Here is a 25,121-nt window from a genome sequence, read left to right as displayed (position 1 = left end):
AGCTATCTGTCTTTGTCGGGCAACTCGTCGAGGAATACTTTCGTGCGGTCGTGCTGACCCCCGCATCCACCTGGTGATTCTCGCAACGAGCGATGGTGGCTATCCCGCGTGATATGCCGGATGCAGTGAGATGATGAGTGTGGCGACCCAGTGGCAGAGGAACGCGATGACCGTGAGCGTGTGGAAGATTTCGTGGAAGCCAAACACTCCGGGCACGGGGTTGGGTTTCTTGAGTCCGTAGATCACGGCCCCGGCGGTGTAGCACAGGCCACCCACGATCACGAGCACCATCATGGTGGGACTCACCCGGAACAGGTCGCCCATGTACATGACCGCGGCCCAGCCGAGCAGGATGTAGATGGCCACGTACAGCCAGCGGGGTGCGGCCAGCCAGAACACGCGAAAACCGATGCCCAGAACGGCCCCGGCCCACACGAGAACCAGCAGCAGAATCCCCTTCTCGGGTGGGAGGGCCAGCAGGGCCAGCGGCGTGTACGTGCCCGCAATCAGTACAAAAATATTGGCGTGGTCGATACGTTTGAACACTTTCTTCACGGCGGGCCGCCAGTTCACACGGTGGTAGAGCGCCGAGTTGCCAAAGAGCAGCATACTGCTGAGGGTGAAGACCGTCGCGGCCCAGGTGGCCACGGTGCCCTCCGCGAGCACGATCAGCACCACCCCGGCGATGATGGTGACGGGGAAAGTTCCCGCGTGAATCCAGCCGCGCCAGGTGGGTTTGACCTCGACGGGTGCGGTATCGGATGCCTCCAACAGCGGAATGTTGGGCAGTTCTACTGCCCCGTCCTCGGCGAGACCCGGCCCGGTATCCCGTGCGGTGTCGTCCGCAACACTGGCGGGCCGGTCGCTGTTGCCCGTGTTCTCCGGTCGCTGTGAGTTTCCCATAGACCCCATGCTAGGTGGTGCATCCGTCAGCCGCGTGTATGAACATCGGATAACGTATCTCTGTGACCAGGCAAAGTGAGGGGCGAGGCGAGGGGATTCTCTACCGTCTCTATGCGCATCGCCTGCGTGCACAGATTGACGACTCCCGCACCCCGCACCACGTGGCGATCATTGTGGATGGTAACCGCCGCTGGGCTAAGCAGCGCCTGTTGGAGAGCGCCGCGCATGGGCATCGTGCGGGGGCTCGTAAGGTTCCCGAGTTTTTGGGCTGGTGCCAGGAGCGCGGCATCGGCGTGGTCACCCTCTATCTGCTCTCGACCGACAATCTTGCGGGCCGGGCGGGCCCCGAACTGGACGAACTCTTTGGCATCATCGCCGACCTGGCTGAGTACCTGTCTGCCAACGGAAACTGGCGGGTGCAACAGGTGGGCAGCTGTGAGGGTTTACCTGAGAGCCTGGTGACGGCGCTTCGGGATGCCGAACGGCGCAGCGCGGGCAACCGCGAGATGCAGGTCAACCTGGCCGTGGGCTACGGCGGGCGCAGCGAGATCGCGGCGGCCGTACGCAGCATCATCGACACGCACCGCGCCGGAGGTGGCACCCTCGACGCCCTCGCGGAGACCCTCACCCCTGAACTGATTGGTGAGCATCTCTACACCAAGGGCCAGGCTGACCCCGACCTTGTTATCCGCACATCGGGTGAGCAGCGGCTGAGTGACTTCATGCTGTGGCAGAGCGCCCACAGCGAGTTCTACTTCGTGGAGGCGCTCTACCCGGATCTGCGTGAGGTCGATTTCCTGCGGGCGCTGCGCGACTATTCGCGGCGGCAGCGGAGGTTCGGCGGGTAGGAACTCCGCTCGTGATCCACCGGGTACACAGTCCCTGTTAACCCGATGGTTACCTTCCCCGGTGTGTCACTGCTGGAAAATTTTCTCGATCAGACGTACCGTCGGGAGTACCGGGCACCGCGCCCGGTCGAGACGGCCACATATGTTCTTCTCGAACCCGAAATCTGTGGTCGTATCGCCTGAGGAACCGAGCGATACGTCGCTCGGGACGGGAGTGGTTGTGCGCGATCAACTATCGAACCAAACAAGCGGAAACTTCAGCGGGGCGGCCGAGCGGCCGGCCGGGCGGGAGCCTCAGAATCAGAACCAGGCCGAGCGTACCTACGTGTTAGATACCTCGGTTTTGTTGTCTGACCCACGGGCACTGTTCCGTTTCGCCGAGCATGCGGTGGTCCTGCCCGTTGTCGTCATCTCCGAGTTGGAGGGCAAACGTCACGACCCGGAAATTGGCTACTTTGCCCGGGCGGCGCTGCGTCTACTCGACGATCTGCGCGTGCAGCATGAGCGGCTCGACTTTCCCATCCCGGTGGGCGAGGGTGGTTCACTGCGGGTGGAACTCAACCACTCCACGATGTCCTCGCTGCCCAGCGGGCTCCAACTGGGGGACAATGACTCACGGATTCTCGCGGTTGCCCACAACCTGGCCAACGACGGTCTCGCGGTTACGGTGGTCTCGAAGGATCTCCCGATGCGCGTCAAAGCAGCCTCGATCGGCTTGGCTGCCGAGGAGTACCGGGCCGAGCAGTCGGTTGACTCCGGCTACACGGGTCTCGCCAGCATCTACCTGTCGAACGAGCAGATGAGTGACCTGTACGATACCGAACACATGGACACCGAGGAGGTGCGTGACCTGCCCGTTAACACCGGACTGATCGTGCACTCCGACCGCGGGTCGGCCCTCGGCCGGGTGGACGGTCCCGGCAGTATGCGCCTCGTGCGTGGCGACCGTGACGTTTTTGGCGTGAATGGCCGCTCCGCCGAGCAGCGGCTCGCCATTGATCTGCTGCTCGACCCGTCGATGGGTATCGTGTCGCTGGGGGGTCGAGCGGGAACGGGGAAGTCTGCGCTCGCGCTCGCAGCCGGCCTGGAAGCCGTTTTGGAACGTGGTATGCACAAGAAGATCATGGTGTTCCGCCCGCTCTACGCGGTGGGCGGTCAGGAGCTCGGCTACCTGCCGGGGGATCAGGGTGAGAAGATGAATCCCTGGGGTCAGGCGGTGTTTGACACGCTCGGGGCTGTCGTCTCGCAGAATGTGCTGGAGGAGGTGGTGGAGCGGGGCATCCTGGAGGTCCTTCCCCTCACCCATATCCGTGGCCGGTCGCTGCACGACGCGTTTGTGATCGTGGACGAGGCGCAGTCGCTGGAACGCAATGTGCTGCTCACGGTGCTCAGTCGAATCGGGCAGAACTCACGCGTGGTGCTCACCCACGATGTGGCGCAGCGAGACAACCTGCGGGTGGGTCGCCACGATGGTGTGGCCTCCGTGATCGAGGCGCTCAAGGGTCACTCGCTCTTTGCCCACATCACTCTCACCCGCTCGGAACGCAGCGAGATCGCCGCCCTGGTGACCGAATTGTTGGAGGGCACCGAGCTCGCGTAGACGCATCCAGGGTGAGTTTTCTTCGCCGGGTAGGGAAATAAACCCGGTCTGGCGGAGAAAACTCACCCCTGGTGGTGTGGCGAGGAGGGCGGTTAGGGTTCTCTGTCGAGGAGGGCGCGCAGCTGCTCGCGGTAGTCCTCGTAGGCGCGGCGACCGCGCGTGCTGAGGCGCAGGTAGGTGACGGGTTTGCGGCCGAGAAACTCCTTTGTCTGCACGATGTAGTCGGCGTCCTCCAGCTTTTTGAGGTGAGTGGACAGGTTGCCGGGGGTCATATCGAGGAGTTCCTGGAGCCGGGGGAACGCGATGCTTTGGTCCTGGTCGAGAGTGGCCAGCGCCGCCGTGATGCGCAACCGGGCCTGGGCGTGGATGACGGGGTCGAGGTCAGCCATGTCTCCCACCGCCCTCGGCGAGGGCGCGCACCCGGCGCAGCCGGATAAACGACACGAGTGCGAGGAGGGCAAACGTGCCGCCGCCCGCGAGGCCAAACCAGAGGTAGTGGTTTGGGTAGCCACAGAAGGGGCCGACGACGGCCAACACCATCAGGAGGCCGCCAGTAACAGCTGAGAACGATTCGGACCAGATGGCCCCCGCCATCACGTACATGATGCCGGCGAAGAGCACAAACGCGGTGGGGTAGTAGATGGTGGCGAGCTCGGCGCTCATCCCGTTTGCCTCAAGGCCGTAGCCAAACACGATGATGGCGATGCTACCCGCCGCCCACATTGCCCCGTAGATGATGCCGGTGAAGGCGCTCTCCGCCGAGGATTTGATGCCGCGGTTGGCCCGGATGCTCATCCAGGTCGAGAGTCCGGCGGCGACCAGGATGAGGCTGGCAAACGTGATGATGGCGGCAGGCAGGGGCAGGGAAAACTTCGGAGCCAGGCCGTCGATGAGCCAGAGCATGGTGAAGCCCACGGACCAGGCGACCGCCCATATCAGTGCCAGGGCGGGGACAAAGCTGCCCATCTGTTGCTCGATGCTGCGCTGCTGGTTATCGGCGAGGGCGAGCATGGCGAATGGGTCGAGGGCCTCGGTGTCGGTGTTCAGTGAGGAGTTCCTCGCCGGTTCTGGTGTGGGGTCTGCGGGAGAAACGGAGGTGGGTGACATAATTGTTCCGCTTTCGAAAGTACTTTGTATTTCAAAGTAAACGTAAATGCAGAGTAGGTGATGAATGAGCCGTGCGCAAGTGCGGTAGGTGTTTCGTTCACCATCAGGGCCGGGTGCGACCCTCAGAGAACACCGTGCGGGCAGATCGCGGTAACCTGTGGATGACCGTGTGCGCCGGGCTGGCCGTCGCCCTACCGTGAGGGCATGTCACCGCTCACCCTCGCCGCTCTGCCGCTCTACGCCTACCTCGCCGTCGTGACTCTTCCGCTCACGATGAGCGATCTGCGTGAGCGGCGACTGCCCAACCTGCTCGTGTTGCCCGGCTATCCGGTAGCCGCCGCCTCGTGGCTCCTCGCCCTCGTACTGGGTGGCCCGTTCCCCTTCTCCTCCGCGGTCGCCGGAGCGGTAGCCCTGTTGGGTCTGGGGGTGCTCGCCGCCCTCGGCAGCCTCGGGATGGGTGACGCTAAGCTGGCCGGTCTGATCGCCTGTGCGCTGGGCCTGCACTCCTGGGGTGCAGCGGTGGCCGGGCTCGCGGTCGGCTGTGTACTGGGCGGCATCTGGGCGCTGGGGAGCCGGCTGGCTGCTGCTGGCTGCGGGCAGATGCCCGGGGGTGGCGATCGGGTGCAGCCGGGTGGTCGGGGAGCTGATGGTGCCGGAATCCCGCTCGGCCCCGCCCTCCTCGCCGGCCTGTGGCTCGTGGCCGGGCTCGCGTGGGGGATGCAGCCCCCGGCATACACCGCACCGGCGTAGTGTTGATGGGGTGAGTGAAACAACGATGCAGACCATTCTGTCCGACGAGCTTCTGGAGCGTATCCGACACCGGGCGGCGGGGTACGATGCCCGCAACGAGTTTTTCACCGAAGATCTCGAAGAGCTCGCCCAGGTGGGTTATCTTGGCCTGTTTTCCCCCGAGAAACTCGGCGGGCTCAATCTCGGACTCGAAGAGGTTGCGCAACTTCAGATGCGGCTGGCCGCGGCCGCCCCCGCGACGGCTCTCGGTATCAATATGCACCTCGTGTGGACGGGGGTAGCTCGGGCGTTCAGCGACCGTGGTGACACCTCCCTCGACTGGCTGCTGGCGGAGGCTGCGGCCGGTGAGATCTTCGCTTTCGGTATTAGCGAGGCCGGAAACGACTCGGTGCTCTTCGACTCCGACACGGTCGCCACGCCGACCCCTGGCGGATACCGCTTCACGGGTACCAAAATATTCACGTCGCTCTCACCCGCCTGGACGCGGTTGGGAATTTTTGGTCGCGACAACAGCGACCCGGAGAATCCGAAACTTGTGTACGGCTTTATCACGCGGGAGACCTCCGGGTATACGATTTCCGACGACTGGAACCCACTGGGGATGCGTGCCACGCAGAGCCGCAGCACCGTACTTGACAACGTTTTTGTTCCCGCCGACCGCATCATCCGTATCCTTCCCGTTGGCCCGAGCGCCGACCTGCTGCCGTTTGCAATCTTTGCCAACTTCGAGCTGTTGCTCGCCTCGGTCTACGCCGGGCTCGGTGACCGTGCCCTCCGGCTTGCGGTCGAGACCGTTACCACGCGGCGCTCGAAGAAGACGGGAGAGGTCTACGCCAACGACCCCAATATCCGCTGGCGCATCGCCTCGGCCGCGATTGAGCAGGCGGCGGTGCGCCCGCAGATCCTTGCCTCGGCGCGTGATGTTGACGCCCTCGCTGACCACGGTCCGGCCTGGTTCCCGCTGTTTGTCGGACCCAAAATTCGCGCCACTGAGACGGCGCGTCGCGTGGTAGATGCCGCCATCCGGGTGAGCGGTGGTGGCTCCTACCGCAACGACGCCGAATTGACGCGGCTCTACCGCGACGTGGTCGCCGGACTGTTCCACCCCTCTGACGACGAGTCGGCGCACGGCACATTTGCGGATGCCTACCTGGGACCCATAACGTCATAGTGTGTTGCGGGCTTACTCAGGCCGCACATAGCCTGGTCACTGATGCTTGAACGAACAACAGATTTCACCGGAGAAGGACGCCCCATGCTGACTCGACGAACCACCCACACAACCCTCGCCCTGGCCGCCAGCCTGAGCTTGGCTGGAGCTCTCGCGGGCTGCGCTGCCGAGGCTGAGGACAGCGCGGCGACGCCCCCGCAGCCCACGACAGATGCCTCCTCCTCCGGTGCTGGCGACGGCTCAACCGACACCCTCGCGGGCGATGCGGGCACCGAATACAGTGACGGCACCTACACGGCCGAGGGTAGCTACCAGAGCCCCGCGGGCCAGGAAAACATCACGCTGGAGGTCACTCTCGCTGGCGGTACCGTCACCGAGGTCTCCCTTACGAGCGATGCTACCAACCCCAGCTCGAAGCAGTACCAAGGACAGTTCATCTCGGCACTTGAGGGGGCCGTGGTGGGGAAAAACCTGGATGAGATCAGTATCGACAAGCTTGCGGGCTCGTCGCTGACGAGCATCGGTTTCACCGAGGCGCTCGACTCGATCAAGTCGGAGGCCCGTGCCTAGCTTCGCCTTCGACGCCATCGGGGCACCGTGGCAGGTGGACACTCCACTGCCGCTGTCCGGGGCCGAGAGGGGCGCCATCCGGCGAATCGCCGGGGACTTTGATGCGGCCTGGTCCCGGTTCCGCAGCGACAGCACAGTCTCACGCCTGCGCAACGCACCCGGTGAGGTGACGCTGCCGCCGGAGTCCGCTGCCCTCGCAGAACTGTATCGTGCGTTGTACCGCCTGACCGAGGGGGCGTTGAGCCCCATCGTGGGGGCTGCCCTCGAACACTGGGGGTACGGCCCCGGCTACCGGCTCACGCCGCTGAGCGGTGCACCCGCCCCGCGCCCCTGGGATTCCTCGGTGCGCTGGTCGGGCACCACCCTTGCGGCGGATGCCCCCGTCGTCCTTGATATCGGGGCTGCCGGGAAGGGCTGTCTTGCGGGCCTCCTCGCTCGCGCGCTTGATGCGGCCGGGCACACCGACTACACCGTGGACGCGAGCGGCGACCTCGCGAACCGCGGGACGAGCCTGCGGGTGGGGCTGGAACACCCCTTCCAGCCGGGTCAGGCCATTGGTGTTGTTGAGCTGGGTGACGGCGCGCTGTGCGCCTCCGCCACCAATCGCCGCGCGTGGGGCGACGGACTCCACCACATATTGGATGCCCGCACCGGTCTTCCCGTGACCACCGTCGCCGCCACCTGGGTTCTCGCCGCCGACCCGGCCGTGGCCGACGGCCTCGCGACCGCGCTGTTTAGCGTGCCGGGAGAGACACTGGCCGCCGAGTTCGCGTGTGACTACGTGCGGATGTTCACCGATGGCCGCGTGGAGCTTTCGCCCACCCTCCCCGGGGAGGTGTTTCGGAGTGCGCCAGCTCGCTAGCCTGCTCGGTCGCCTGAGCATGTACCGGGTGGTGCTCGTGCTGCTGCTCGCTCTCTGGGTGGTGAGTTTTGGGTACTCGTTTCTCGGCCTGCTTCTCTATACCCCCATCGACCTCGCGCTTTCCGCCGCCGTTGCAGTCACGGCCACGGTGCTGTCCAGCGCTGTGCTCGCCCGGATCTTCCGGGCCACCGCCCAGTGGGAGTCCGCGGCCATTACCGGGATGCTCATCTTCTTCCTCTTCTGGCCTAGCGCAGACCCCAACCAGCTGTGGCGCGTAGCTCTCGTGGGGGTGGTTGCGAGCCTCTCCAAGTACATCCTGGCCTGGCGCGGACGACACCTCTTTAACCCGGCTGCGGCGGCGGCCTTCATCGGCGGGTTGACCCAGTTGACCGCCGCCGTGTGGTGGTTGGCCACGCCCTACCTTTTTCCCTACGTCGTTGTGGCCTCCTTCCTGGTGCTCTACCGCACGCGCCGTCTGCCGCTGGCCCTCACCTTCGTGGCGGTTGCGGTGACCACGGGCTCGGCGGTGCAGATTGTTGCTGGGGTCAACGTGGGGGCCGCCGTGAGTACCGTGCTGATGAGCTACCCCTACCTCTTTGTGGCCGGGTTTATGTTGAGCGAGCCGTTGACCCTGCCCGCCCGTCGATACCAGGAGATTGTGCTCGCAGCCGTCGGCGGCATCCTCGTGGCCGTACCGTTTCATCTGGGACCGCTCTACAACAGCCCCGAGTTGATGCTCGTGCTGGTTAACCTGGCCGCTGCGGTGTGGGTGGGTCGGGTTGGCATTCGCCTCACCTACGAGGGGAGCCGAGCGCTCAGCCCCTCGGTAACCGAGTTTGTTTTCCGGCCGACCCGTCCGCTGGGGTATGTGCCTGGTCAGTATCTGGAGTTGACGGTTCCGCACCGTCGGCCGGATGCCCGGGGTACGCGCCGCATTGTGAGCTTCACCTCAGCCCCGGACGTTGCCCCGGCTGCTGCCCCGGTTCGACGTCCTCGGTTGGTGACGGTGGCCATGAGTATCCCTGATCGCCCGAGCAGCGCGAAGGCGGCCCTGCGCGACCTCACCCCGGGCACGACCCTCTCGGCCACGGGCGTGTGGGGCGATTATGTGTTGCCGCGCGACACCACTGTGCCCGTGCTTCTGGTCGCGGGTGGCATCGGTATCACCCCGTGCGTCAGCCAGCTGCGGGCGGACGCGGTCCGCGGCCTGCGCCGCGATGTGGTGCTCGTCTACAGCGCGCGTAGCGCGCGGGAGTTCGCCTACGCCAATGAACTGGTCGAGTGCGGCGTTCCCGTGATCGCCTACGGCCCGGAGAGCCCCCAGCCGCTGCCTGCCGGGTGGACCTACGGCGGCCCCGGGCGGGTCACCGGCGATTTGTTGGCGGAAACCGTCCCTGGCCTGGCCGCTCGGCGGGCTTACCTCTCCGGTCCGCCTGCGATGGTCGCCGATCTGCGGGTAAGTCTCCGAGCCCGGGGCGTTCGACACATACACACCGACGCGTTTCTGGGCTACTAACCCGTTAACGATCGTGAGGTCCCCGCACCAGCGTGCGGGGACCTCACGAGGAGTGCCGAGAGAGGTGCTCTTACTGCATAAAGTCTGCGCCGCAGAGGTCGCTCAGGGCCGTGAGGTCTTCGGTCATGCCCTCGGTAACCGTGCCAATTTTTTCGGAGTCAATATTCATGAATTCGCCGTCAGCATCCCGGTAGACCTGGGCAAGATCCTCCATCGCGGTGGTGAGTCCGTTGGCGGCTGCGCGCACCTCTTCGTTACTCACCTTGCCGGCCGCTTCACTGTAGCTCTTGGCTACCTTGCTCATCATGTCGGCGAGTTTGTCAGTGTCACTGGTGCTCGCGGCTGTCGTCTCCGCGAGTTCGGCCTGCAACGGGGCCAGATCGGCACCGAGGGAGAGGCAGGCGGCGGCCGTGGACTGGGAGGCGCAGCCAACCAGTGCGCTCAGGGTGATGCCCGTGATGGCGAGCGCGCTGATGGTTTTCGTCGTGAACGTCATGAGTGTGTTTTCTCCGTAGGTGTCGGTGTGTGCAGAGGTCGCCATAAGGGCGAGCGCCAGTCAGTACTGTACCAATGGGATGAGACTGCGCCGGTTCCGAGGTCTCGGAGAAGCGGATAGGGGTTAGCGGTATACCGTGGGCAGCACCGGGTCGCCGCGCGTCAGCCGCATGGCCTCCGCGGGGAGTTCTGCCACGCTGCTCGCGTGCTGCTCGCGTGCCCGTTGCACCCCCGCCGCGCCGCGAAATTGCTCATCAATTTCACCCTGAACGAGAAGCGGAACGAGCAGCGCCCGCTCGCCGGGCATCTGGTGGGCATCGAGAGCAACGATTTCACTGCGGGCCGTGCCCCACGCATCCAGGCTGCGGTAGGCCTGCTTGCGGCCCCCCACGGAGGCCTTATCGACGGATTTTTTTGCCACCGAAATCCATTCTCCCGCGTCATTGGTGTGCGCAACGAGCTTGTACACCATCCCCATGGTGGGCGAGCCGGAGCCCACCACCACCGAGGTGCCCACACCGTAGGAGTCAACGGGGGAGGCCGCGAGCGCCGCGACGGCGTGCTCATCCAGGTCGTTGGTCACGGTGATTCGGGTGTCCCGCGCCCCGAGCGAGTCGAGTTGGGCGCGCACCTGGGCGACCACGACGGGCAGGTCGCCGGAGTCTATGCGTACCGCCCCCAGGCCGGGTCCTGCCACGCGGATGGCGGTCTCGACAGCCGTCGGGATGTCGTAGGTGTCCACCAGCAGAGTGGTGTCGGTGCCGAGCGTGTTGATTTGGGCGCGGAAGGCCTCCTCCTCGCTATCGTGCAGGAGCGTGAACGCGTGCGCGGCCGTGCCCATCGTGGGCACGGCCCAGCGGCGACCCGCCTCCAGGTTGGAGGTGGCGGCGAACCCGGCGATGTAGGCGGCGCGGGCGGCGGCGACGGCCGAGTGCTCGCCAGCGCGGCGCGAGCCCATCTCGGTCACGGGGCGGTTGCCCGCGGCGTTGACCATCCGCGAGGCCGCTGTGGCGACTGCCGAGTCGTAGTTCAGCACGCTCAGGGCGAGCGTTTCGAGGAGGACGCACTCGGCGAATCCGCCTTCGACCGTGAGCACGGGGGAGCCGGGGAAGAATACCTCGCCCTCCGGGTAACCGGAGATGGTGCCCGTGAAACGGTAGTTGGCCAGCCAGTCGAGGGTGTGCCCACTCACCACGCTGTTGTCGCGCAGCCAGGTGAGTTCCGCATCATCGAAGCGGAACCGCTCCACGAGGTCGAGGAGGCGGCCCGTTCCGGCGACAACGCCGTAGCGTCGTGCGCCGGAGAGGCGGCGGGTAAAGACCTCAAAAACGCAGCGACGGTGGGCGGTACCGGCCGTGAGGGCGGCATCCACCATGGTGAGTTCGTAGCGGTCGGTGAGCAGTGCTGAAGAAGCGATCACGGCGCAAGTGTACCGGTTGGCCTCGGGAAACCCGGCCCGGGAAACGCAGCGGGTAGGCTGTCCCTCGTGAATAACTTGCCGATTGGGATTTTTGACTCGGGAGTCGGCGGCCTCACGGTGGCCCGCGCCGTGCGAGACCAGCTGCCCCAGGAATCCATCATCTATGTGGGGGATACCGCGCATTCCCCGTACGGGCCCAAACCCATCGCCGATGTGCGCGGGTACGCCCTCGCGGTTCTGGATGACCTGGTTGAGCAGGGGGTGAAGATGCTCGTGATCGCGTGCAATACGGCCTCGGCCGCGATGCTGCGGGATGCGCATGAGCGGTACGACGTACCCGTTCTGGAGGTCATCCAACCTGCGGTGCGTAGCGCGGTCGCGATCACGCGTAACCGCCGGGTGGGTCTGATCGGTACGGTGGGCACGATTAATTCGCGGGCCTATGATGATCTGTTCAGTATCCGTAGCGACATCACCCTGTTGACCCGGGCCTGCCCGCGCTTTGTGGAGTTCGTGGAGGCCGGGGTCACCTCGGGCGCTGAGCTGGACGAGGTGGCTCGGGGCTACCTGGACGAGCTGCGCGAGCAGGATATTGATACGCTCGTGCTGGGCTGCACCCACTACCCCTTTCTCCGCGGCGCGATTAGCCGCGTGATGGGCCCGGGGGTGGCGCTTGTGTCGAGCGATATCGAGACGGCCAACGACGTGTACCGGGTACTCGTCGAGCAGGATCTGCTGCGCGCCGACGGTGCGCCACCCACATACCGCTACGAGTCCACGGGGGACACCGCCGACGCCTTCCTGCCCCTCGCCCGTCGCCTGTTGGGTGCGGATATCCCGGGGGTTGACCTGGTGCAGACCGGTGCGCATTCTTCCCTGTCCCGTGAGCCGTAGCCCATCCCGTCCGTTCCCCGTAATTCGTACACTATCCACGAGAGAGACTGTTCTGATGACCGATACACTGCGCCCCGATGGGCGAACCGCCAACCAGCTGCGCCCCGTGACGATTGAGCGGGGGTGGAGCGATCAGGCCGAGGGCTCGGCACTGATTTCGTGTGGCCGCACGCGGGTGCTCTGTACCGCATCCTTCACCAATGGGGTGCCCCGATGGATGATGGGCCAGGGCAAGGGCTGGGTTACGGCCGAGTACGCCATGTTGCCGCGTTCCACCAACGACCGGATGGCTCGCGAGTCGATCAAGGGCAAGGTGGGTGGGCGCACCCACGAGATTTCACGATTGATTGGCCGCAGCCTGCGTGCGGTTGTTGATATGAAGGCACTGGGTGAGAACACCCTCGTGATCGACTGTGACGTGTTGCAGGCCGATGGCGGCACCCGCACCGCCGCGATCACCGGGGCCTACGTGGCCCTGGTTGATGCGATTGAGTGGGGTCGTACCCACGGCTTTATCGCTAAGAAGGCTACGCCGCTGATTGACAGCGTCGCCGCCGTTTCGGTGGGAATTGTGGATGGGGAGCCCCGCCTCGATCTGGAATACCGCGAGGATTCCCGTGCGGAGACCGATATGAACGTGGTTGTGACGGGCCGCGGCCTGTTTGTCGAGGTGCAGGGCACTGCCGAAGGGGCCCCGTTTGATCGCAACGAACTCAACAACCTCCTTGACCTGGCACTGGCCGGGGCCGTAGACCTGACCGAGTTTCAGCGTGCCGCGCTGGCGAACACGGCCGAGTCGGAGTCGCGATGACGCAGGTTGTTTTGGCGAGTCACAACGCCCACAAGCTGGGCGAGCTGCGCAGCATCATGGCCCCCGGGCTTGGCGGGGTCGAGCTGATCGGGTATGACGGCCCCGAACCCGTCGAGGACGGTCTCACGTTTGCCGAGAACGCGCTCATCAAGGCTCGTGCCGCGGCCGCTCACACGGGGCTGCCCGCGCTGGCCGACGATTCGGGTATTAGTGTGGACATTCTGGGTGGCTCGCCCGGTATTTTTTCGGCGCGATGGGGTGGGCCCGCTCGGGATGACCGGGCCAACCTGGACCTGCTGTTGTGGCAGCTGAGCGATGTGGCTGACCCGCACCGCGCCGCACAATTTGTGTGCGCCGCGGCGTTGGTGCTGCCGGACGGCCGTGAGCACGCCGAGGTGGGGATCTGGCCGGGGCGGGTGCTGCGCGCCATCGACGGCGACGGTGGTTTTGGCTACGATCCGATTTTTGCGCCGGACGATGCCCCCGGCTCGGCCGGCGCACTCACCCCCGAGCAGAAGAACGCGCTCTCGCACCGCTCGCGCGCATTCCGGGCAATTGCGCCTGTTGTGGTCGAGATGCTGGGCTAGCCACCCGCGCAACTCCTAATAGATAACCGGAATCATTTCCTATAGGGCGCACCGCCTAGATTTGGCTGCACGGAGTGCGTAGGGTCGAAAGGGCTATGGCACACGATCACACTCCCCGCGTTGATGATGGTTCGGGTAAGACCCGACTCATTGTTGTCATCTGTATTACCGGCAGCGTCCTCCTGGCCGAGGTGGTGGGTGCGGCGTTCAGCGGTTCGCTGGCGCTCCTGGCCGACGCCGGTCATATGCTCTCGGACCTCATCGGACTCATCATCGCGCTCGTGGCGACGGTGGTTGCCGCCCGCCCGGCCACCCAGAGGCACACATTTGGCTATCGGCGGGTGGAGGTCTTTGCCGCGCTGCTCAACGGAGTTCTGCTGCTGGCCATTGCCGTGAGCATCACGATTGCCGCGATTGAGCGGCTCGTTGTTCCCACTGCGGTGGAGGTCGCGAGCGGCCCCCTGCTGGTCGTGGCCGTGATTGGGCTGGTCGCCAACTGTGTGGCGCTGCTCATCCTGCGGCCGGCCTCCACTCACACCATCAACCTCCGCGGCGCGTATCTGGAGGTTTTTGGCGACTTTCTCGGTTCGGTCACCGCGATTGTGGCCGGGCTGGTCATCTGGGCCACGGGCTTTATGCCGGCCGACGCCATCGCCTCGCTCGTGATTGCCGCGATGATTGCCCCGCGGGCCCTCTTTCTGCTTCGGGATGTTTTTCGTGTGCTCTCCGAGTCGGCCCCCGTCGATACCAACATCGCCGAGATTCGCGAGCACGTGCTGCGCGCACCCGGCGTCGTGGATGTGCACGACGTACACGTGTGGTCGATCACGTCGGGACAGCCCGTATTCAGCGCGCATGTGGTGGTGGAGGCTGCAGTGTTTGAGCGCGGTGACACCGGCGCGCTGCTTGACCGGCTCGACGGGTGTCTCGCTGAGCACTTTGATGTGGCGCATTCCACCTTTCAGCTGGAGCCCGAGACGCACGCCGCACACGAGGGACACCGGCACGATTAGGTGGTGTTACCTCGGTGCTGGTGAGTTGGTGGGTCTGATCCTTTCGGCTTTCGGATGCCGAATCGGGCCTGTCGCCGCCCGTTGCCTGACCGTGCTCGGTGAATGGGAAGAGACGAATTAGCGACAATCAGGATCTCGATGTTCGGATTGTTTGCGCGTAAAAGAAATATTGTCTACCATAGGGGAAACAGAAACTTTTGCGGGGATCATGCGATCACTATTGGCATTCACGATGAGGTCAGTATCGTGGTTGACATCGCGCAAGGTTTGCATAAAAATGTCTCTTTGGGGGAGAGTAATGATGGTAAGAATCTGCATTAGGCCGGGATATTTCGAGTCGAGTCTGAAACGCGCTAAGGGGGAAATAATCCATGTTAGCACGCGGACTGAGTAAACTGTGGTCTATTAGTTTTATTTCGCGTGCAGCGGAGCTTAGTTCTCGATCATCGGTGTTGCCTACGCATTGATCTGGTGTATCCGGTGAGGATTTTTGATGGCCCACAACACAATATTTTGTGTGCTGTCTCCTAAGTTATATGGCTGTATGATCGCAATTTTTGGGAGAATTGCTCGGTCTGTCTGAGGCTGTAGTTACTTTGTTATAACAAAAAAGGGGGAGCGCCATGAGGCGTGAAATGAGATATGGCCTGGCGGAGCGAACCGCGCAGAGAAAGTCTGGCCGTACAGCGGGGAATACGAAGTAGCGGTGGGCAGGTGTGCCGGTGACCGGCTGATCTTCCGCCGTATAAATCGGTAAATCATCACACGCGTCGTCCACTAGGTAATATTCCGGGCGATTCGGCTGGATGCTTTATGCTGCCGTACGGTAAAACAATTACCGTGACTACGGAAAAGTAGGCGCGTGAAACCGTGGGTCGGGCAGAATTCCGTTATCTCCGTTATCTCCGTTATGCGGAGTGATGACCTTATCTCGGAGGCATACACGGTCGTTTGGGTTGTGATGCGTGCGGGTATATTTCGGCGTTTGCGTTTCGTTCTTACCGCGTGAAACTTCTGTGACGCGGGGCGTCAACCCGAATAGTGTGACGACGCTTCCCTGCCGCGAGCGGGTGCAGGCCTTCGGAGACCTGGAGAACGGTATTCATTTGATAGTGGGTTGGTCTTGCCAACCCACTGAGCCCGGCGGTTGTCGGGGAAAAGAAGATGTCGAGCGTCTCGCTGTCTCCAGAGTGAGCGGTATGACGTTTGTAGCGAACTTTCTTAAATCCCAAAGTGATTTGAGAAAAACAAGAGCAGGACAACGAAAGGTAACCATGAAAAACAATCCCACAGGCCGCAGGTGGTGCAGTGCCGCGGCGATGTTGGCCGCTTGCGCGGTAGCCGTCGTCGGACTTGCTGGAACCGCTTCCGCGGCATCACTGGATCCGTACAATATTGATCCCACCAGAAAGAGCAGCATCACACTCACGAAGTACGGAACACCTGCGGCCGAAGTGCCGGCGGTTCCCGCGCAGGGGAGTGGCATAGAAAACGGCGTTGCGCCGACAACAAATTCGGTCTTGTTGGACGGTGCAGTTTTTGAGATTTACAAGGTCAACCACTCAAATTTAAATCTGACGAAGAATGAGGGCTGGCAGTATCTTGAGACTCTCATTGCGGCAACCACGGCGCATCCGGCAAAAACCGCCGTGGAGGCCCAGCCCGGGGTCACCCTCAATCGCATCGGTAGCCCGGTCACCACTGGTCGTGACGGAACTGGCGTTATCACGTGGACAGGTCTTGATCTTGGTCTCTACTACGTTGTGGAGACCAACGTTCCTGCGGGCTATAAGGCCTCGGAACCGTTCTTTGTGACCGCCCCAATGACGGATCCGGTGGAGCTTGATAACTGGATGTACGACGTTTTTGTGTATCCAAAAAATATTAAAGATGACAGCGTCAAGGTGCCCCTTGATACGGAGACTCCGAAGCCCGGTGACAAGATGGCCTGGGAACTGCGGACGACGATCCCCGGCGACATCACCCATCCGGTGACAATCATGAGGTTCACGGACACCCTGGCACCCGAGCTGGCACCGGATGTTGCTGCCCCCGGTGCCGTTACGATGCAGATCGGTACAACCTGGCAGAGCCCCGTCACGTCGAATATTTCGCTGGTGCCGGAGACTGACTTCTCCGTCACGGTTGACGGGCCGAGTAACACCGTCTCAGCAACCCTCACCGCTGCGGGACTCGCCAAGATTAACGGAACGCCCAATCACTACGGCAAGACGATTCTGGTGCACTTCAACACCGTTCTGGAGGACGACTACGTGGGAGTCATCACCAACGATGCAAAAATCATCGTCAACAAGCCCGGTTCGTCAACCGAAACTGAGGAGGTGACCACCCCTCCCGGTCAGGCAAAGTTTGGCGAGGTAACGGTCAACAAGACCGATTCCCAGAATGTGCCGCTCACCGGTGCCATATTCAAGGTGTATTACTCGCACTCGGCAACACCGGACTTCACTGAAACGGGTAACCCGGTGACCGGAGTGGCCGACACCGGTGCCGTGTGTGACATGGCCGGCTCCGGCGATCCCACCTCGTGCACCATGGATCTTCGCTATTCTGACTTCGCGGAGGACACCCAGCTGACCGCTGGCGATCCTCGTTGGAACCACTACTGGCTGGTTGAGGTCACGGCACCACGCGATTTCGAGTTGCTCACGGAAGCCATCCCGTTCGAGATCACGAAGGATACGGTTGTTTCCGGCACACACGCAAACACGGATATGACGGTGAAGAACGTCAAGCGTGGCGGCGGGCTCGAGTTGCCCTTTACCGGTGGGACCGGAACCGTCCTGTTCCTCCTCGGCGGTGTCGCGCTGCTCGGTGGGGCAACGGTGATGATCATCCACCGCGTCCGTCGCAGGAATGTTGCGGCTGAGTAACTGTCGATAACCGCCGGTACCGCTGGAAAGCCCCTGACGGGGTGACGCGGTTGAGGCCGGTGTGAGGGTGCAGAGTTTGGCCCTCACACCGGCACCACCACAAGCTGAGAGACACACGACACATGAGAGCCAGTTCTGCGATTGTGCAGCGCGTCATGATTACGCTCGTTGCGCTGATCGGTGTGCTGGTGCTCCTGTTTCCGAACATCGCGAACTGGTTTTCTACACTGGGAGTGAGCGCTCAGCACGGGTCCTACGACACCCAGGTTGACGAACTGAGCGAGGCGGAGATTGCGGAACTGATCGACTCAGCCCGGGACTACAATATGCACCTGCCGAGCGGTCCGCTGCGGGATCCCTACATGCTGTCCGATAGTGGGCAGTTCGTTGACCTTCGGGACGACCTGGAAACGTACGGCCAACAGCTGAACCTGGGTCCCGGCGTCCCGATGGGGTGGATCGAGATTCCCCGCATCGACGTCTCTCTGCCGATCCGGCATGGAACCGAGGCTGACACGCTCGAAAAGGGTGCCGGTCATCTGCACGGTTCGGCGCTGCCGGTGGGTGGGCCGTCCAGTCACTCGGTGATTACGGCCCATTCCGGTCGCGTGACGTCACAGTTGTTTACCGAACTTGACCGTCTGCGGAAAGGAGATGTGTTCTTCTCCGATGTGCTGGGGGAACGCTTCTACTACCGGGTGGACAGCATCGAGATTGTTGAACCGACGTACTCCGGTGAGATGCTCCGTCAGGTTGCCGGCGAGGACTACCTGACGCTACTGACCTGCACGCCAACCGGGGTGAATTCCCATCGGTTGCTCGTGCGGGGCACACGAATTGACGGCCCCGCCGCCGAAGAACTGATGAACGATATCGCGGCAACCGAATACAGCCCAGATTTTCCGTGGTGGATTGTGGTGGCCGGTGGAGTTCCAACGGTGGTGTGGGGTGTGCTAACTCGCGTTGATAACAGGGCTCAAGAGGGCGCGGCCCCGCCGCTCGAAAAGGGCCGGCGAGCCACGTGGAGAAGGAAGACGAGATGTTGAGAACTCAGAGAAATACACGGAGGAAGCGCGCCGCCCGAAAGATGTTGTCGGTCGTGGGGATCACGCTGGTCATCTCACTGGTAACCTCCGGAACGGTTGCTTCTGCGGCCACCACCACTACACCTCAGACGCCGTTGATGGCCGAGCCCGAGGGCGATACCGCCGGGAAAGACTCGGTGTCGGAGTCTGTGGTGGCTGATACGGCGGGCACTGGGCTTGAGATCTCGCCGGCCGCAGCCTCGGACTGGCCCTATAACAACCTCTGTACCGCTCCCAACACGTATGGATTCGGGAAAAACAATTCCTACGGTATATCTGATCCGCGTTCGGGAACCGTTCTGGGGTACAACGGGGTACCAACGGATGTGGGTGCGGCCAACGGGCACTTTGTCTACCTGCCCACACCCGTAACCTCTGTCGAGTACAGAACCGGATATCTGGAAACCCTCTCGCTCGCGAAGTATGTTGACGGTGATGCCAGCAATTTTGGTCTGTCCATCGATAGCGCTGGCAAAGTGTGGGCCTGGGGTGGTAACCGCTACGGTCAGCTGGGGATAGGGATTTCTGGTAATCCGACCAACACCGACTACATGGCAAAGTACTATCCAGAACGCGTGACGACCCTGCCGTCTACCGCAACGTTTGTGCAGGTCAGTGCGGGGTCACGTCACGCTCTTGCGCTGTCCAGTGATGGCGATATTTACGCGTGGGGTGGAACAAATAACTCGGGGCAACTCGGTCAAGGTAACATCACCGTTGTTCCCAATGGTCAAAACACGGCGCTCAAGGTGCAGGCTCCGGCTGGCGTAAAATTTATCAACATCAGTGCGGGACACGATTTCTCGCTGGCCGTCTCGACGACCGGTGTCGTCTACGGGTGGGGGTATAACAACTATGGATCGCTGGCTGGTGTCGGCGGCGGGACCCTGACCGCACTATCGGGCCTGTCGAACATCACCCAGGTGAGTGCCGGATACCAGCACGCGGGGGCGGTGTCCTCGACCGGTGTGCTGTACATGTGGGGGATGCGAAGCTCGGGACGTCTCGGCGACGGATCAAATACTTCCTCCGGGGCCGGAGTGACGCAGATCATGACGGGGGTTAAGCAGGTGAGCGCGGCCTGGGCCTCCTCCTACGCGGTCACGACCGGTGGTGTGCTCTATTCCTGGGGAAACAACAGTTACGGCCAACTAGGAATCCTCGATGCCGAGGGGCTTCCCCGGACGACGCCGCAGAACACAGGGGTCACCGGGGTAAAACAGGTTTCTGGGGGCACACAAACGGCAACCATCGTGACAACTGCTGGCGGGGTCTATACGGCGGGGACCAACGCGGTCAATCTGCAGCTGGGGGCAGGTAACGCCAACACCATCTATCGAACTTTCACCGGCCCAGTGCTCAGCGGTGCCACCGAGGTGGCCACCGGGTACGGGGCCGCGGGGGCGAAGGCAGGCAATACCTCCATGTGGGGAAACGGCACACAGGTGGGTCGCGGCTTGGCCTCATTCCTCACGCCGGGAGTTCTGACTGGTGTGTCGGGGACCCCCGCAACCACGTGGGTCACCGTACCCAGCACCGTTCCGGTGAGTGGTCAGATCGCCTTCGGAAACCCGGCGACGCAGACCCAGGGAGCGGCGGGATATCAGCTGGCGTTGAACACGCGGGTTGTGTCGAACGCGGGTGTCAACGTGCTGCGCGGTGATGTGCCAGCACACGTTGCCGGGCCCACGCCGGTCTATGTAAAGTGGGATAACGGTGGCACCTGGACGCGCACCGGATGCTATACCTACACGGTTGGCCTGAAAGTCGCTTCGGCCCCGTCGCCCGCGCGGACGACCCAGGCCGTTGACGTGACCACCTCGGTGTACGACCCGAAAGAGCAACCTTATCTTGGGCAATCGGTCGCCGACTTTGGCATCTCCGCCGTGTCCGGTGGCTCTCCCGCGCTGATTCTTGGGTCCGGGGCCACGGTGACGGGCGTTCCGTTCGCCTCCGGCACCCCGGCATCGGCAGTAACGCGGGTTAAGTTGACGGCACCGACTCCCTCCGCCAACGATGGTGCCCATGCGTGGAAGTACCCCGTCTCGGCCACCGCCCGGGTGGAAACATCGACCGGCAACGTGACGGTGAGTCGCAATGTACCGGCGGGTGACGTGCGGTTCTACACCATCCCGAACACGTACACCTGTGATGTTGATCCGCAGTGGCTTAACGTGGACAAGGTGGGTGGAACGGTGACGGGATGGGCGGATGATCGTGCCGAGGAAATCCTGAAGATACCCGCAGCTGCGGCGCGTGGCATCGTGTATTTTGGTGACCCGGCACTCGGTAGTGGGGTGGGCAAATCGCAGGCGGTGTCCGTGACCGCCGCCGATATCCGCACCGAAAATGGTCAACCGTATTATGCCGTGAAGGTTCCCCGACATGTGGTCGGTGGGGTTGAGGTCTACGTCAGTTGGGAGGGGTCCGCGCCCACACAGATCGGATGCTACACCTATCGACTGGGGCTCAATATTTCTCCAGACCCCAACCCACAAACGGCCGGTGGGGAGATTGTGGTGACGGCCTACGTTAACCCGGGTGAGGAACTCCTCACGGGCGACTCGCTGGTTGATATCTCGATTCCGGCCGTCGGCACACAGGTGGCCGTTGTCGCCGGTCAGAAGCTGACCGGACTCTCTCTGGTCGGTGGAAAAGTCACCACAAAGGTCAGGCTTGTTGAGCCGCGGCCCACACCGACCGAGGCGAACGGGGACTGGAAGTATCCGGACTCCGCTATCGCCTGGGTTCCGTCGAACAACACCAAGACCTCCCTGGCGAGTGATCCAGGCGGCGTGATCGTGAGCGGTCAGGCGGTGATGCCAACACCCTGGGTATGGTGGACTCCTCGGCTGCCCAGCAGTGTGTACCTGTGGAAGACCGGCGAATCGACGACGAGTCGGGAGGTCGGCATGAGCGGGTCATCGTGGGCGGTTTACGGTACATCACCGGTTACCCCGGGAACTCCCAACCGTGACGCGCCGGTAGTGGCCTTCCCCGCCGAGATCACCAACCCGAACACGAGCGCCCCCGACCGGCAGATGGGCTGGTTTCGGGCCGAGCTCATGCCGGGCACGTACTGGCTGGCCGAAACGAGGGCACCGTCGGGATTCCAGCTGATGGCAGAGATGGTGGAGTTTACGGTTGCCATTGACGGTTCCCTGACGCTGGAGAGGGGACACAGCCCGTATATTCGGGTCACGGATGACTGGGACGCGTCGCAACGGGCACACACGATTGTGGTCCGCGACCCGGGCAGCACGGAGCTTCCCGAGTCCGGTGGTAGTGGTGGGCAACGGTGGATGACGCTGCTCGGCACCCTGCTTCTTGCCGGTGCCGCGGGGTGGGCGATACGCCGGGTGCAGGTTCAGGCGCGCCGAATCACCGTGGAGTAGGAGGCTCCCTCGCTCGGGGGTCGGCTACAGGTCGAGGCCAAAACCGTCGAAGACACCACCCAGCACACCGCCGTCAACCTCGCCCACAACATCCCCGATGGATCCGGCCAGGTCGCCAAAGTCGGCAAGCTCAAGGGAGTCAAAGATGTGGGCGAGGTTAGTGATCAGCGCCGTGGCCTCCGCCAGATCGCCAAGCCCAGTACCCGACAGGTCGAGGCCGCTGTACTGTTCCACCACCGCGGCATCCACGCGCAGCTTGTCGAGCCATTCCTTGCCGTGGCCAAAGAGTACTGCGTAGGGGAGGAGACGCTCGTTGAGCAGGTAGGTGGTGACGGGGTGCCCGCTGTTGGGTATCCCCGATTCCACCGGAACCTGGAGTGCACCCTGGGGGCTCTGGAGCACGCGGAAGCGGTCGGCCTCGGCCAGTGTGATGTAGTCGTAGAGGCCGTTGAGGTGGTCGCGGTAGGGCGCGGCAGACTCGCGGAATACCCGCCAGGTCGGCGGGATCTGTGTGAGGGTAACGATGCACGCCACCGTGGTGAGAAGGAACAACACGATGGCGACGGGCTGCAGTGCCACGAGGGCACCCAGTAGGCCGAGGCCGCCGAGCAGCAGCCCACCCCACCCGAGGGCGACAAGCAGGGGCCGCAGTGCGCTGCCACCTCGCCGCACAAATCCGAGGCGGGTGAGTCGGCTCTGTCCGGTGCGCAGCACCTCCCGCAGGGCGCGGGCGAGCTGTCGGTTTTCCCGGGTGAAGCGGCGCACGGGTTGGCCAAAGCCGGGGCGGCCAAAGAGCGCCTCCATGATGGCGGCCTCGTCGGGGTGGAGTTCGCTGCCGTTGAGAAACTCGACCGACACCGGTTCGCGGGGGGTGGGCGGAGCGAGGATGCGAATCTTTTTGCGCACCGTGAGGTCGATCAGGGTGGCAGCGGCCACGTTCTTGTCTCGGCGAGTGAGAATCGCGGCGTCGCTCAGCGGCATCCCCTTGATGGGGAGGTACTGCACGATAAATCCCCCGCCCAGTCGTCGGATGCGGCGCACGGTGCGCACGACAAGAAACACGTAAGCCGCACACAGCGCGGCCACCACCAGGGCGAAGATGAGCATGTTCCGATGCTACCCGGGGGTTAGACCTCGGGCGTACGCGAAGCTTCGGCCGCGGCCGCGGCCCGCTTGCGCATCGTCGAGCGGAAACCCCGGTACATCTCGATGAGGATCGGGATGCCGGGGATGAGCACCATCGCAATAATGAAGTACTCGGAGTAGTTGCGGACAAACTCGATCTGGCCGAGGAAGAAACCGATCAGGGTGACGCCAATGGCCCAGAGGAAAGCGCCGATGGCATTGTAGGCTGCGAAGTGGCGGCGGGGCATTTTGCCCACGCCAGCGGCGACGGGGACAAAGGCGCGGAAGATGGGCAGGAAGCGGACGATGATGATCGCCTTTCCACCGTACTTTTCGAAGAACTCGTGCGTACGTTCCACGTTTTCGGGGTTGAAGAATCGGCTTTTTTCCCGGTTGAAGATGGAGGGACCGATGCGCCGACCGAGCGTATACGCCAGCTGATCACCGGCGAAGGCCGAGAGGAAGATGAGCGGGGCGACGACCCAGATGGGGTAGGGAATCACCCCCGTTGCGGTGAAGAGGCCCACCGTGAAGAGCAGGGAGTCACCGGGCAGGAACGAGAGCACCAGGACGCCGGTCTCCAAAAACACGATGGCGCACACGCCGACCAGCACAAAGGGACCAAACCAGCTGATGAGCCATTCGGGGTCTAGCCAGTCAATGCCGAGCAGGGCTGGATACACGGGAGTGTCCTCTTTTCCGTTGGGGGGGGTGGGCGATGTGGGCCGCCACCCAGTGTACCGATGGCTTCCCGGGAAAGTTCCTTGCGTCCGGAGGTGCACTATCGGGTGCGCTGAGCCGCCGCGCGCCTCCCGTCATGGAATAATGTGTCCAGAGTTCTCTCACGCCGCTGGTCTGTGAGCGATCACCGGACCCCCCTCTATACCGACGACACCCCAGTTACAGGATCCCGCCCCATGTCATCCACCACTCACACGCGTTGGCGTGGCCTGGCCGTCGGGAGTGCGCTGTTGGCCGCCGCGGGCGTGCTGGTGATGATCTGGGGGTTGAGTGGTTGGACCGGGCTGTCGGCTGCTCAGGCCACCCTGAGCAGCCCCACCTCGTTACCTCCCGCCGAAAAGCTGTATACCATCCGGGTGCAGGATGTCACGGTGGTCACCCCGTTTGGGGTTGCGGCCGAGCTGCCCAGCACCGTGACGACCCTGAACGCTGATGGCAGTTACGAGTCCCGCCCCGTGCGGTGGTCACCCGTTTTTGCGGGCACCCTCGTGTCGCCGGGAATCCACACGATTTCGGGCACACTGCTGGCGGATGGTCAACCGGTGACCGGCCACATCCGCGTTTTTGAACCCGGTCATACGGTTTCGGTGGCCGCCATTGGTGACAGTATCACCATGGGGTACGGGCTCCCCAACGAGACCGAGGACTGCTACCCCGCTCAGCTCGGTGCGCTGTTGGGCGACCGATTCTCGGTGAGCGGATACGGTGCCTCCGGCACAACCGCCCTCACCCGGGGAAACGCGCCCTATGTGAACGATCCGCTCTACGCCGAGAGCCTTCAAGCCGATTCTGACGTGGTCCTGCTCCAGTTGGGTACCAACGATAGTAAGGCAGAGAACTGGCGTTACGGTTACGAGTTGGTCGCCGACTATCGTGCCCTGATTGATGCGTATCGTAGCCTGCCCAGCGCCCCCACCGTTTACGTGGTCCTGCCGCCCGCCGTGCAGTCCTCGGGGATCTACGGTATTACAGATGTTGGCGTTAACCTGGTGATTCGGGAGATCCTTGCCGCCGTCAGTACGGATGCCTTCTCCGACGTCACAATTATTGACAACAATGCCCCCACACGCCACGCGCCACAGTACTTTACCGACGCGGTGCACCCCAATCTGGCGGGGGCTCAATTGCTCGCGGAAATTGCGCAGGAGCACATAACGGGCAGCGGCGTGCGCCACTAGGTGTACCCGGCCATGACGTTGGTTACTGATGGGTAGGGAGAGGGCCTCCACGATTGGTGGTATCTAACATCACCGAGGAGGAGGCCTTCTCGTGTCCCACGTTGATGCGCCGAGGCTCTTCGCGAGTCACGGAGTTTCCATTTGTGAGGTCATGAC

The 25,121-nt window shown here is 63.2% G+C and carries 23 protein-coding genes; 15 read left to right on the top strand and 8 right to left on the bottom strand.

Annotated features, from left to right (window positions below; translation table 11 throughout):
• Positions 1 to 99: 99 nt before the first annotated feature.
• Complete coding sequence (gene trhA / locus FB466_RS01100; RefSeq protein ID WP_141915163.1) at positions 100 to 903, bottom strand: PAQR family membrane homeostasis protein TrhA; 804 nt, start codon at positions 901 to 903, stop codon at positions 100 to 102.
• Positions 904 to 965: 62 nt separating this feature from the next.
• Here trhA and FB466_RS01095 point away from each other — a divergent pair, with 62 nt between their 5' ends.
• Both FB466_RS01095 and phoH2 read left to right on the top strand, forming a co-directional pair.
• Positions 966 to 1,751 carry an isoprenyl transferase gene (locus FB466_RS01095; protein WP_141915161.1) on the top strand — a complete coding sequence of 262 codons (786 nt, stop codon included), beginning with the start codon at positions 966 to 968 and terminating at the stop codon, positions 1,749 to 1,751.
• A 325-nt stretch (positions 1,752 to 2,076) separates the two neighbouring features.
• Entirely contained in the window at positions 2,077 to 3,351 is a 1,275-nt protein-coding gene (phoH2, locus tag FB466_RS01090) for an RNA 5'-3' helicase PhoH2 (protein ID WP_246054540.1), read from the top strand.
• Positions 3,352 to 3,443: 92 nt separating this feature from the next.
• Here phoH2 and FB466_RS01085 read toward each other — a convergent pair whose 3' ends face one another.
• The gene (locus FB466_RS01085) at positions 3,444 to 3,740 is read right to left on the bottom strand and encodes a transcriptional regulator (protein ID WP_141915158.1); all 297 of its coding nucleotides are present in this window, start codon (positions 3,738 to 3,740) and stop codon (positions 3,444 to 3,446) included.
• Complete coding sequence (locus FB466_RS01080; protein ID WP_141915156.1) at positions 3,733 to 4,458, bottom strand: hypothetical protein; 726 nt, start codon at positions 4,456 to 4,458, stop codon at positions 3,733 to 3,735. Before FB466_RS01080 ends, FB466_RS01085 begins: the two co-directional genes overlap by 8 nt.
• Before the next feature lie 204 nt (positions 4,459 to 4,662).
• Here FB466_RS01080 and FB466_RS01075 point away from each other — a divergent pair, with 204 nt between their 5' ends.
• From FB466_RS01075 to FB466_RS01055, 5 genes are read left to right on the top strand one after another with little or no spacing between them, the layout of a single operon-like run.
• Positions 4,663 to 5,208, top strand: a complete 546-nt coding sequence (locus FB466_RS01075) for a prepilin peptidase (RefSeq protein ID WP_141915154.1) — start codon at positions 4,663 to 4,665, stop codon at positions 5,206 to 5,208.
• Positions 5,209 to 5,233: 25 nt separating this feature from the next.
• Positions 5,234 to 6,379 carry an acyl-CoA dehydrogenase family protein gene (locus tag FB466_RS01070; protein WP_141916735.1) on the top strand — a complete coding sequence of 382 codons (1,146 nt, stop codon included), beginning with the start codon at positions 5,234 to 5,236 and terminating at the stop codon, positions 6,377 to 6,379.
• Positions 6,380 to 6,421: 42 nt separating this feature from the next.
• Positions 6,422 to 6,949, top strand: coding sequence for an FMN-binding protein (locus FB466_RS01065; RefSeq protein ID WP_246054484.1), 528 nt, complete (start codon positions 6,422 to 6,424; stop codon positions 6,947 to 6,949).
• Positions 6,942 to 7,811: an FAD:protein FMN transferase gene (locus FB466_RS01060; protein ID WP_141915152.1), complete on the top strand. Its 870-nt coding sequence runs from the start codon at positions 6,942 to 6,944 to the stop codon at positions 7,809 to 7,811. Before FB466_RS01065 ends, FB466_RS01060 begins: the two co-directional genes overlap by 8 nt.
• Positions 7,795 to 9,327 (top strand): FAD-dependent oxidoreductase, encoded by a 1,533-nt coding sequence (locus tag FB466_RS01055; protein WP_170205970.1) that lies wholly within the window; start codon positions 7,795 to 7,797, stop codon positions 9,325 to 9,327. The genes FB466_RS01060 and FB466_RS01055 overlap by 17 nt, the downstream gene beginning before the upstream one ends.
• A gap of 70 nt (positions 9,328 to 9,397) precedes the next feature.
• Here the strand turns inward: FB466_RS01055 and FB466_RS01050 are convergent, their stop codons facing one another.
• Together FB466_RS01050 and FB466_RS01045 are read right to left on the bottom strand one after the other, a co-directional pair.
• Positions 9,398 to 9,823 (bottom strand): hypothetical protein, encoded by a 426-nt coding sequence (locus tag FB466_RS01050; protein WP_141915148.1) that lies wholly within the window; start codon positions 9,821 to 9,823, stop codon positions 9,398 to 9,400.
• A 123-nt stretch (positions 9,824 to 9,946) separates the two neighbouring features.
• Positions 9,947 to 11,242, bottom strand: a complete 1,296-nt coding sequence (locus FB466_RS01045) for a nicotinate phosphoribosyltransferase (protein WP_211344728.1) — start codon at positions 11,240 to 11,242, stop codon at positions 9,947 to 9,949.
• Positions 11,243 to 11,308: 66 nt separating this feature from the next.
• On the opposite strand from FB466_RS01045, the gene murI reads away from it, so the two are divergent.
• From murI to FB466_RS01025, 4 genes are all read left to right on the top strand, one after another.
• Positions 11,309 to 12,136, top strand: coding sequence for a glutamate racemase (murI, locus tag FB466_RS01040; RefSeq protein WP_141915145.1), 828 nt, complete (start codon positions 11,309 to 11,311; stop codon positions 12,134 to 12,136).
• 55 nt (positions 12,137 to 12,191) lie between these two features.
• Complete coding sequence (rph, locus tag FB466_RS01035) at positions 12,192 to 12,947, top strand: ribonuclease PH (protein ID WP_141915143.1); 756 nt, start codon at positions 12,192 to 12,194, stop codon at positions 12,945 to 12,947.
• Positions 12,944 to 13,534, top strand: coding sequence for a non-canonical purine NTP pyrophosphatase (locus FB466_RS01030; RefSeq protein WP_141915142.1), 591 nt, complete (start codon positions 12,944 to 12,946; stop codon positions 13,532 to 13,534). Before rph ends, FB466_RS01030 begins: the two co-directional genes overlap by 4 nt.
• A gap of 95 nt (positions 13,535 to 13,629) precedes the next feature.
• The gene (locus tag FB466_RS01025) at positions 13,630 to 14,547 is read left to right on the top strand and encodes a cation diffusion facilitator family transporter (RefSeq protein ID WP_141915140.1); all 918 of its coding nucleotides are present in this window, start codon (positions 13,630 to 13,632) and stop codon (positions 14,545 to 14,547) included.
• 117 nt (positions 14,548 to 14,664) lie between these two features.
• On the opposite strand, the gene FB466_RS13340 is transcribed toward FB466_RS01025, so the two are convergent.
• Positions 14,665 to 14,865, bottom strand: coding sequence for a hypothetical protein (locus tag FB466_RS13340; RefSeq protein ID WP_170205967.1), 201 nt, complete (start codon positions 14,863 to 14,865; stop codon positions 14,665 to 14,667).
• A gap of 956 nt (positions 14,866 to 15,821) precedes the next feature.
• On the opposite strand from FB466_RS13340, the gene FB466_RS01020 reads away from it, so the two are divergent.
• The 3 genes from FB466_RS01020 to FB466_RS01010 all read left to right on the top strand — a co-directional run bounded on the left by FB466_RS01020 (position 15,822) and on the right by FB466_RS01010 (position 21,921).
• Positions 15,822 to 17,441, top strand: a complete 1,620-nt coding sequence (locus FB466_RS01020; RefSeq protein ID WP_170205966.1) for a SpaH/EbpB family LPXTG-anchored major pilin — start codon at positions 15,822 to 15,824, stop codon at positions 17,439 to 17,441.
• A 122-nt stretch (positions 17,442 to 17,563) separates the two neighbouring features.
• Positions 17,564 to 18,487: a class C sortase gene (locus tag FB466_RS01015; protein WP_141915139.1), complete on the top strand. Its 924-nt coding sequence runs from the start codon at positions 17,564 to 17,566 to the stop codon at positions 18,485 to 18,487.
• The gene (locus tag FB466_RS01010) at positions 18,481 to 21,921 is read left to right on the top strand and encodes a SpaA isopeptide-forming pilin-related protein (protein WP_141915137.1); all 3,441 of its coding nucleotides are present in this window, start codon (positions 18,481 to 18,483) and stop codon (positions 21,919 to 21,921) included. Before FB466_RS01015 ends, FB466_RS01010 begins: the two co-directional genes overlap by 7 nt.
• A 24-nt stretch (positions 21,922 to 21,945) precedes the next feature.
• On the opposite strand, the gene FB466_RS01005 is transcribed toward FB466_RS01010, so the two are convergent.
• Positions 21,946 to 23,028 carry a DUF2207 family protein gene (locus FB466_RS01005; protein ID WP_141915135.1) on the bottom strand — a complete coding sequence of 361 codons (1,083 nt, stop codon included), beginning with the start codon at positions 23,026 to 23,028 and terminating at the stop codon, positions 21,946 to 21,948.
• A gap of 20 nt (positions 23,029 to 23,048) precedes the next feature.
• Positions 23,049 to 23,729, bottom strand: a complete 681-nt coding sequence (locus FB466_RS01000) for a DedA family protein (RefSeq protein ID WP_141915134.1) — start codon at positions 23,727 to 23,729, stop codon at positions 23,049 to 23,051.
• A gap of 234 nt (positions 23,730 to 23,963) precedes the next feature.
• On the opposite strand from FB466_RS01000, the gene FB466_RS00995 reads away from it, so the two are divergent.
• Positions 23,964 to 24,965, top strand: coding sequence for a GDSL-type esterase/lipase family protein (locus FB466_RS00995; RefSeq protein ID WP_141915132.1), 1,002 nt, complete (start codon positions 23,964 to 23,966; stop codon positions 24,963 to 24,965).
• Positions 24,966 to 25,121 lie beyond the last annotated feature (156 nt).

Origin of the sequence: Klugiella xanthotipulae, from assembly GCF_006716695.1 — a bacterium.
GTDB classification, from domain to species: Bacteria; Actinomycetota; Actinomycetes; order Actinomycetales; family Microbacteriaceae; genus Klugiella; species Klugiella xanthotipulae.
The sequence above is the reverse complement of the archived record's forward strand: the minus strand, read 5'-3'. Positions and strand labels throughout refer to the sequence as shown.